The 7,685-nt window shown below is 54.2% G+C and carries 5 protein-coding genes and 1 pseudogene; 5 read left to right on the top strand and 1 reads right to left on the bottom strand.

Annotated elements, in window-relative coordinates:
- Positions 1–109 precede the first annotated feature (109 nt).
- Together Q8O92_11435 and Q8O92_11430 are read left to right on the top strand one after the other, a co-directional pair.
- Complete coding sequence (locus Q8O92_11435) at positions 110–1,243, top strand: sugar kinase (GenBank protein MDP2983929.1); 1,134 nt, start codon at positions 110–112, stop codon at positions 1,241–1,243.
- 210 nt (positions 1,244–1,453) lie between these two features.
- Positions 1,454–2,209, top strand: coding sequence for a hypothetical protein (locus Q8O92_11430; GenBank protein MDP2983928.1), 756 nt, complete (start codon positions 1,454–1,456; stop codon positions 2,207–2,209).
- 449 nt (positions 2,210–2,658) lie between these two features.
- On the opposite strand, the gene Q8O92_11425 is transcribed toward Q8O92_11430, so the two are convergent.
- On the bottom strand, positions 2,659–3,972 hold the full coding sequence (locus Q8O92_11425) for a neutral/alkaline non-lysosomal ceramidase N-terminal domain-containing protein (GenBank protein ID MDP2983927.1): 1,314 nt from the start codon (positions 3,970–3,972) through the stop codon (positions 2,659–2,661).
- 190 nt (positions 3,973–4,162) lie between these two features.
- Here Q8O92_11425 and Q8O92_11420 point away from each other — a divergent pair, with 190 nt between their 5' ends.
- From Q8O92_11420 to Q8O92_11410, 3 genes and pseudogenes are all read left to right on the top strand, one after another.
- Positions 4,163–6,994 carry a heparinase II/III family protein gene (locus Q8O92_11420; GenBank protein ID MDP2983926.1) on the top strand — a complete coding sequence of 944 codons (2,832 nt, stop codon included), beginning with the start codon at positions 4,163–4,165 and terminating at the stop codon, positions 6,992–6,994.
- A 43-nt stretch (positions 6,995–7,037) separates the two neighbouring features.
- A pseudogene (locus Q8O92_11415) lies at positions 7,038–7,175 on the top strand (RsmD family RNA methyltransferase).
- Between the two features lie 253 nt (positions 7,176–7,428).
- Positions 7,429–7,685, top strand: a 257-nt coding sequence (locus tag Q8O92_11410) for a hypothetical protein (protein MDP2983925.1), incomplete at its 3' end; no start/stop codon positions are given.

Raw genomic sequence — 7,685 nt, 5'->3', positions numbered from 1 at the left:
CCTTTTTCCCCCGCATATAGTATCTTGCATCCTGTTGGAACTTAGATTGCCATCACATTCGTTTGTTCCCCCATATACGCCACACTGATACGCACAGGAGGATACGCCTATGGCAAGCACGTTTACCTTCAAACTGGCCGGAGAGACCACCTACGATCTCGTCTCGCTTGGCGAAGTCATGATGCGCATCGACCCGGGTGATGTTCCCACCGCCCGCGCGAAGAGCGCGCGCATCTGGCATGGCGGCGGCGAGACCAATGTCGCGGAAGGCATCTCCGCCGCATACGGAATGCGGGGAGCGGTTGTGACCGCGCTCGTGGATGACGGCATCGGGAGGAACATCGAGCACCAGCTCAAGGAAGCGGGGGTCAACACCTCCAACATCATCTGGTTCAGCCCCTCCGGGAAGGGGAAATTCGCCACCGATGGTAAGGGTACCCTCCACAACGGCATCAATTTCACCTGGAAAGGAAGAGGCGTTCTCCCTTCTGTTACCGAATATTATCGCGCCCATACCCCCGCTTCCACTCTCAAACCTGGTGATTTCGACTGGGGCAAATTCTTCGCCCAGGGTGTGCGCTGGTTCAACACCGGCGGGATCTTCTCCTGTATTGGGCGAGAGACAGCCGATTTCGCACTGGAAGCCATGAAAGCTGCCGGGAAGTATGGCGCTTTCCGTTCCTACGACCTGAACTACCGCTCGAAAGTGGAGCCGGACAAGGAAAAAGCCCGCGCCAACAACCGCAAGATCGTCGCCCATGTGGAATTCCTCGTCGGCAACCAGGGCGATTTCTTCGACGCCCTCGGCTATGAGACCCGCAAGATCGGCAAGGAGGAGCCTATGGAAGTGTTCATGGCCGCCTACACCGACATGCTCCACAAGGTTGCCGGGGACTATCCGAACCTCAGGCTTATCGGCACTCAGCTCCGCAGCGCTCTCTCCGCAGACCTTATCAACTGGGGCGCAGTACTCTTCGATGTGGCCGACAACAAAATCTACCAGGCAGTTGTCCGTGAGAAAGTCGAAATTGCCGACCGTACCGGCGGCGGGGACTCCTTCTGCAGCGGTGTAGCAGGGGCGCTCATGATGGGAAAGCCCACCGAGGAAGCTGTCGATTACGGTGCGGCGCATGGCATTATTGTTCAGGAGTTCCCGGGCGACACCACCATGGCCACCCTGTCCATGATCGAGAAAGAGATAAAGCGCGCCAAGAGCGGGGGCGGGGTAAGCGCACTGAGATAATAAAGATAGTGGGAGGCTTTCTTACCAAGTTGCGTTCAGTGAAGTAAGCGTGCAATAGACCCTGAAATGAATTCAGGGTGACAAGTGCGCCGTCATGCTGAACTTGTTTCAGCATCTATGGGAATACGGTTAACTATCCTGTTCGAACGCAACTTGGTATTACGTGAACCGAATTACATGTTTTCATAAAAACCACGGGAGATTTTAAGAATGGCAGATTACAAGTACGATGTAAAACGGGTGGATACGGCGCTCCGGAAAAGCGGAGTGGTCGTGGTCATGAACAAGAGTCATATCCAGGCGCCCCGGCATTTTGTGGACACCATGTGGGAAGTGTACCAGGCCGGTTATGTGAGCGAGTGCACATTCCGCATCGATCCCGGCCTCCTCAAGGAAGGGATGCAGGAGCTTATAATGCGCCGCGCCGCCGCTCCCGAAAACAAACCGTTCGTCCTCGGTGTCGGTTCGATCATCAACCCGAATGAGCTTGAAACCGCCATCGAGATGGGATTCGATATGATCGTCGCCCCCGCCAATGTCATGGGAGGATATGCTCCCGGAGTGGAATTCGTCAAGATTTCTCACTCCGCGAGCCGCTTCTGCGCCCCGGCGGTCTTCACTCCGAGCGAGCTCAACTACTTCATCGAGCGCGATGACGAAAACGAGCCTGACGCCATCAAGATTTTCCCGGCGCGCTCCCACGGTCCCAAGGGTGTGGCCGACCTGCTCGCCCCGTATGTCCGGGAGCGTCACAACGGCCGCATCATCATGCCCACCGGCGCGGTGGACTATGTCACCGGCCCGGAGTATATCAAATCGATCACCAAAGCCGGATACTTCCCCGCGCTCGGTATGAGCGCCCCGCTGCAGATTGTGGCGGACAAGAAAGCTCCGGGAAATGTGGATGTGATCCGTGAGGCGCTGACCATCTTCAAAGAGAAGTTCGAAGCGGCAATAAACGCGTAAAAATCCCTCACCCCCTACCCCCTCTCCCGCAAGCGGGCGAGGGGGATTGGAGTCCCCTTTCGTAATGTAATTTGTAGGGGAAAATTTTTGAATCAGAATTTGTAAGGAGCCAATTGCAAAAGTCGAGATTGTTTGAAGCAGCCCCCTTCAATCCACCCCGCACGTACTTCGTACGAGCGGGGACCCCGTGTCCTTCGGACATCCTTCCCCCGGAGGGGGCAGGAACAGACTGTGGAGCAACGACTTCCCTTGCCCCCTTCAGGGGGAAAGGGACCGAGGGTTAGGGGGCTGTATTAAAAAAACTCGTTTTCTTTTTACGTATAACACGACTTTTGCAAAAGCCTCTAAGATTATTCAACTTGATCTACATAACCTATTTTTATCTTCCTTTCCTTGCCCCCTCGCCCGCGACCATCGGGAGTGGGAGAGGGGGTAGGGGGTGAGGGTATTTACCATTCCCCCATCATGTCGAGCAGGGTGTTCACCACCGCTGCCTGGCCGCCGCTCTTGATGACTGTAGCGTTGTATTCATACCCGCGGCCGAGTTCCTTGTCGGTAAGCACATATCCCGAATACCCGTTGGTGAGGCCCATGAAGAGCATCTGACTGTAGGGCGATTTCTTCTTCAACTCCATCCCTATTTCGGAAAAGATTTCGCCCGAGGAGGCGGCGAAAACAATATTCCCCACATGCAGGGCGCTCATTTTAAGGGTGGAGGGCGGGACAGGCGATGTATCTTTGGCAAGCTCATCGTATTTGGGATCGAAGCCGAGCAGGCCGAGATATTTCTTCCCGGGGAGTGTGACCACACGCTGGGAAGCTTCCAGTGGCCCTTCCGTTTTACAGGTTATCCCTTTAGCCACCCGTATCGTTTCTTCGCCTGCTATGGCCGCCAGGACATCGGCCCCGCCGGTGCGGGCGTCGAACACGGTCTTTTCTTCATAAATGGGATTCACATCCCCACCGGCGCCCGGAAGGAAGCAGGCGACAACCTCATTTCCCCATACTTTCTCGACAAACTGCTCGGTAAGCCCGCACCAGTCGCCGGTGATCGATTCGGAAATCATGCTGGTGCCGTGACAGCCGATATTGAACATGAGCGCCAGGGTCTTTCCATTCACACTGTCGATCCTGACCACCCGCAGCTCACGGTCTACCGGGCCTTCGGGATTTACACCGAGCCAGATGTCCCCTTTCACCGTGCGTGCGCGGCGGTTTACGCCGATGGCCGCCGAGCCGGAGCCATACCCGATACGGGCCGGCTCAAGCTTTTTACGGGCGTCGCCGACGACCTGGACCATTTTCTCCTTGATCTCTTCGGTATAGGCTTTCTGCTTTTCCAGATACGGGTTCTTCTCCAGCCAGGATGTGTCCAGATCCTTTTTCTCCGGGGGTTCGTAAAGCGCCGGACCGCCGTGGGTGTGGCTGGCGCAGAGGAAGATATGGTCTCTTGCAATGGGATATTTTTTTGATATCCGGGCGGTCAGGTCGTCCCAGAACGTGTCCGAGAGGATACAAGTATCGACCGAGATTATGAGCGCTTCTTTTCCCTCCGACTCGAATGACACCGCGCGGGCATAGAGATCGTCATGTACCCCCTTGAAAATTCCCTGGCGGACATAAAAACCGGAAAGGGGAATCGGAATCATCGGGGTGATTTTGATTTTCGCCGCTCCGGCTTTCAGCGGAAGATGGGAGCAGTAGCCGGATAGCGGAGGTAAAACAAACCAGAGAAATAGAACTGTATACAGGAAACGGAGCATGGCGCAAACCTCCTTTCAATGAATTCTGTCGTCATTAAAGTATCGCAAAAAATCCGGAAAGAAAAGATCAGAAAAATACTCCTGATTTCGGCATCCGCATGGAATTCACTTGATTTCATTTTTACTTGTCGTTAATCTACAACATTATACATGGAAAATAATCTTTAATTTTCGTGAAAGGAATACCATTATGGCCAAAATGAAAACTCTTTTCTTCATGGCGGTTTTTATCTCTACCGTGTTCGCCGGCTGGCTCTCCACTTTTGCAGAGCCGGTGACTCTGTACAAGGCAAAAAATGTCGCCAGCGCCCGTGAAAATATGAAACGCTATCCCTGGGCGCAGACTATTGTCCAGGACTGGAAAAGGAATACCGAGTATGCCCTGGCGGTCGAGCCTTCTCTTTTCCAGAACATGATATCCGACACCACCCCCTGGCCTGAGTACGGTCAGAGCTGCCCTGTCTGTGTGGGAAAAAAGTCGACCATGGGCGAAACCGGTATCTATGAGTGGAGCATCAAGGACCCTGAACATCTGAAATGCCGTTACTGCGTGACAGTCTATCCCAATCCCGGTTATCCGGAAAAAGGGAGCATGACCGCAAAAAAGATGGGTCAGACGTTTACATTCTACCTGACCCCGGAAGAGATCGCGAATCCTGGGGACAAGTCCGGCAAATATGCGTTCCGGTGGGCGTCCTGGCCGGTGCATACCAGCTTCAGCGGCATCCTGCGCTACCGGAAAGCCGCCTGGTGTTTCTCGCAGATACTTCCGATGGCTAAGATGTACGCTGTAACCGGAGAGGTGAAATACGCCGACCGGGCGGCGCTGATCATGGATCTTGCGGCGAAAGTTTATCCGAAATGGCTCTATCATTCCTATAACGGCACCTATGCGGACTGCCCGGGCGGAGAAGCCGCGAGAGAGATAGGAAAAAACCCCCGAGGAGGCCGCTTTCCTATTGAAACCATCATAACCGCTTTTCCCGGCCTGCATACGAGAAACGGATATGCGGAGCTGAATAACGGTTTCTGGGGTGCAGGGCGCTTCGGATGCAGCGGGAGCGACGCCTCTTTTATCCTCAATATGACAATAGCTTATGACCTGATTCACGAGGCGAAGCATGCCGACGGAACCCCCGTAGTGACTCAGGAAATGGACAAGCGGATTGTGAACGATCTGATTCTCGCCGGCTCTGCCGATTCGGATAATTGGGACGAAATCAACAACAAGTGCGGCCCGGGAAGGGCTTTGAGCGGGGCGGTCGGCATTCTCTTCAAGCGCCCGGAGAGCGTACGGCGCTCCCTCGAAGGTTTCGAGCTTCTGATGGGCAACAGTTTCCATTTCGACGGTTTCTGCGAGGAATCGCCATCGTATTCTGATATGCATTTAAGCCTTATGCAGAACATACCGGAAATTCTCCTCGGTTACACCGACCCGCCGGGCTATACCCCGAAAAACGGGGATGTGCTCAAGAACTTCAATCCCTTCACCAGCGTCGGAAGATACCAGCTTGCATTGGAAAGCATGGTGCGGATGCTCAATTTTAACCGGAAATACCCCGTGATCGGAGACACCCATTTCGGGGAAGGAATCAGCCCCATTTACGCCGAGATTCTGACCGACCGTTACAGCGAGAGGTATGCCGGGCTGCTCGAAGAGGTCATGGGTGTCCCTCTGGCTGAAAAGGGCAGCGAATTCGCCCTCTGGAACCGTAATCCAGGCATCCGGGGCGGGGCTAAAGCGCCGCTGCCCCTCCGCTCCGAATGGTTCCCCGGATGGCATGTGGCGGTCATGCGCGGCGGGCAGCCGGGCGGAAACACCGCGCTCTACTTCAACGGCTACGCGCACGGCGGGCACCGTCACTACGATACGCTCGGCGTCATGTACAGCGCACTCGGCCAGGAACTGGCTTCCGACCGGGGATACATCTGGGACGATCCCCGTAACGCCTGGACCCGCAGCACCCTGTCTCACAACATAGTAACCGTGGACGGCGCCAGCCAGGATGGCGAGAAATGCCATTCCACCCTGGACTTTTTCGCCGCCGTCCCTGCGGTGGAGGTAGTCCAGGCCTCCGCAAACGCATACCGGCAGTGCGACCAGTACCGCCGCACCACCGCCCTCGTGCAGATATCGCCGGGTCAGACCTACATGGTCGACTTTTTCCGGGTGAGCGGCGGCATGAAACACCAGTACTCGATGAACTGCAACGGCAAACTGGTGAAGGTCGACGGCGCCGATCCCAGTCCGGTGCAGGAAGAAATCAGGTGGCTCTCCAACATCCGTGCCGCTGTCCCCAAAATTCCGTTTACAGTAACCTGGGACTATAACGGAGTCCGCCTTGATATGATCATGCTCAGCCCGGTAAGCCGTCTTCTGGTAACCGACGCCCCCGGATGGCGCACCAACAAGGGAAGCGATCTGAACGCCCCTCCTGTCCAGGAAATCATCGCCGAGCGCGGCTTCGACAAGCTCAGCCCGCTCAATTCCACAAAATTGGTGAGTCGTTTTGCCACGGTGACCGTGCCGTATCAGGGGGGTGCTTCCCCGATCAAAGCGGCGCGCCTGCTGATTGACGATCCCGATACGGGGGCTTTAGCGGTGGCTGTAGAGCTGGAAGGCCGCACGGATTACATCATCTCGGCGCTCGATCAGAAAAAGCGTGAATACGGCCCTGTGACCATGACCGGAAGTTTCGGATTCGTTTCCACGGATTCACAGGGGAAGGTCATCCAGATGTATCTTCTCGACGGCACGGAGCTAACAAGCGGTGGTACACTTCGACAAGCTCAGTGTACGTTGGCAAAAGCCAGGATGACATTCCTGGTCGCCTCGGTGAAAGACCGCACCTTTACCCTGAAAAATGCCATTCCCGGAAACCTGAAGCTCAAAGGGCTGTGCCTCCTGGCCGGTGACACCGGGTACGAGATCGAATCGGCCGGCGGCAAATCCATTACGGTGAGAGATTATCCCGCGACCGAGTGCAGCGAGGCGACCGTGCTCTTTGATGCAAAAAAATAGTGCCTGAGTGCCTGAGTGCCAAAGTAACAAAGAAAAAAAAAGGCTGGTGAAAATGGATAAGACGCTCTATTACGGCGACAACCTGGATGTTCTAAGGCAGCACATCGACTCCGAGTCCGTTGACCTCGTGTACCTTGACCCGCCTTTCAAGAGCAATCAGAATTATAACGTTCTTTTCAAGGAACAGGATGGAAGCTGCCCTTCGGCTCGGCTTATGAGATACCACCCAACGACAAGGTCTGGTACGTCAATTTCAATGTGTTTGAAAAACCGACCAAGTTTTTCTATTTCGCCCGTTTCAACGATCATGAACCGAGGAAATAAAGTGCCTGAGTGCCTAAATCTTTCCGCTTGACTTGTTACCTTATTATATTTTAATTGATAAAAGTTCCCTTGTATAGTATGATTCCATGGTTATACAAAGGAGAATTCCGTTGACCAAAGCGAAAGATGAGAAGAACCCTCCCGAATTCATGATGCGTCAATCCCGGCTCACAATAGGAATCCAGATTGTAAGCGTAATTTGCACACTTGCAGTCTTCATTGTTATGTGTCTTCAGTTTGTAGCGCTTAGGGATGCGCAGACCAGGACATTACGACCCTATATTAGCCTTGTCGATGGTGGAGTAAATTTCAATAAAAATAATTTGGGCAAAGAAAACGAGATTTGGAACATTCTTTATATCATCCA

It is taken from the genome of Candidatus Latescibacter sp., from assembly GCA_030692375.1.
Classification (GTDB): domain Bacteria; phylum Latescibacterota; class Latescibacteria; order Latescibacterales; family Latescibacteraceae; genus JAUYCD01.
The sequence above is the reverse complement of the archived record's forward strand: the minus strand, read 5'-3'. Positions and strand labels throughout refer to the sequence as shown.

What these genes read in the sequence shown, in the direction of transcription:
- Q8O92_11435 (MDP2983929.1), top strand. Translation starts at nt 110, where the DNA reads ATGGCAAGCACGTTTACCTTCAAACTGGCCGGAGAGACCACCTACGAT.
- Q8O92_11430 (MDP2983928.1), top strand. Translation starts at nt 1,454, where the DNA reads ATGGCAGATTACAAGTACGATGTAAAACGGGTGGATACGGCGCTCCGG.
- Q8O92_11425 (MDP2983927.1), bottom strand. Translation starts at nt 3,972, where the DNA reads ATGCTCCGTTTCCTGTATACAGTTCTATTTCTCTGGTTTGTTTTACCT.
- Q8O92_11420 (MDP2983926.1), top strand. Translation starts at nt 4,163, where the DNA reads ATGGCCAAAATGAAAACTCTTTTCTTCATGGCGGTTTTTATCTCTACC.